This is a genomic window from Arcicella rigui (assembly GCF_034929435.1).
Lineage (GTDB): Bacteria > Bacteroidota > Bacteroidia > Cytophagales > Spirosomataceae > Arcicella > Arcicella rigui.
In genome coordinates this window covers 1-1331 of record NZ_JAYFUM010000041.1, presented here as the reverse complement: position 1 = coordinate 1331, position 1331 = coordinate 1, and the positions used below count along the sequence as shown (strand labels likewise).

The window sequence follows — 1331 nt, the reverse complement described above, 5'->3', positions numbered from 1 at the left end:
TTGTGTAAGTTGTTTTTTGAATTTCAATTGTTTTTGATTCTTTGGTCAAAAATAAGGTAAAATTGGTTGATAATAATTCCCCAGTTCTGGATTGGTTTTGTCCAAACTTTGGCTACTTCATTGACTGCCAGATAAACTGATTTTAAAACGGCTTCATCTGTTGGGAAAGAGAGCTTGTTTCGGGTATATTTTCTTATTTTTCCATTCAAGTTTTCTATCAAATTGGTGGTATAGATGATTCTTCTTATTTCCACTGGGAAGTCAAAAAATACCGTTAGTTCATCCCAATTATCTTTCCAACTTTTGATAGCATACTGGTATTTAGCTTGCCATTTATGGGCGAAATCCTCCAGAGCGGCTTGTGCTGCTTGCTTGGTGGGAGCTGTATAAATGTTCTTCATGTCTTGACTAAAGTCCTTTCGGTCTTTGTAAGATACATATTTACAGGCATTTCTGATTTGGTGGACGATACAGATTTGGGTATTAGATTGTGGGAAAATACTTTTAATGGTTTGAGTAAAGCCCTGAAGATTATCGGTAGCCGTGATAAGAATATCTTCCACCCCTCTGGCTTTTAAATCACTCAAGACATTCATCCAGAAGCTTGCACTTTCATTTTTGCCTACCCAAAGCCCTAATACTTCTTTGTAGCCATCTTTGGTAAGTCCAACGGCAATATAAACCGTTTTGTTGATTACTCTTGACTGTTCTCGTACTTTAAAGACGATACCATCCATCCAAACCACCATATAGACACGCTCTAAAGGACGGTTTTGCCAAGCCACAATATCAGCATTGATGCGGTCGGTAATCCTTGAAATACTCGTGCTTGATAGCTGAAAACCATAAACTTCATGAAGTTGTTCTTCAATATCAGAAGTACTCATACCCTTGGCATACAAGGAGATAATTACATTTTCTATCCCTTGGGATACCTGACGACCTTTGGGTACTATCACAGGCTCAAAACTTGATTCTCGGTCACGGGGTACTTGGATTTGAGTTTCCCCAGATTCGGTTTTAATCCTTTTGCTACTGTAACCATTACGAGCATTGGTATGCGAACGTTTCTGATGCTTATCATAGCCCAAATGGGCATCAAGTTCCCCTTCAAGCAAAGCTTCGATGCCTCGTTTGTAAAGCGTGTCCATAAAAGTGGTAAACTCTGCTCCACTCTTGAATTGTTTGAGAAAATCCCCCTCTAAAAGTGTTGACTTATCCATAAAAATGACAATTATTGTTCCTAAGTTATTTAAAGTTTTTTGTTGGGGCTTTGATTTTTTAAAAAATCAAAGCCCCAACAAAACTTACACAACTAAAGGGAGGGTGCC

General features: G+C 38.3%; 1 protein-coding gene. It reads right to left on the bottom strand.

Annotated elements, in window-relative coordinates:
• Nucleotides 1-23: 23 nt before the first annotated feature.
• Entirely contained in the window at nt 24-1223 is a 1200-nt protein-coding gene (locus VB248_RS22525; protein ID WP_323299097.1) for an IS256 family transposase, read from the bottom strand.
• Nucleotides 1224-1331: the final 108 nt, after the last annotated feature.

Excerpts from the sequence above, each read along its gene's own strand:
- VB248_RS22525 (WP_323299097.1), bottom strand. The coding sequence starts at position 1,223 with ATGGATAAGTCAACACTTTTAGAGGGGGATTTTCTCAAACAATTCAAG.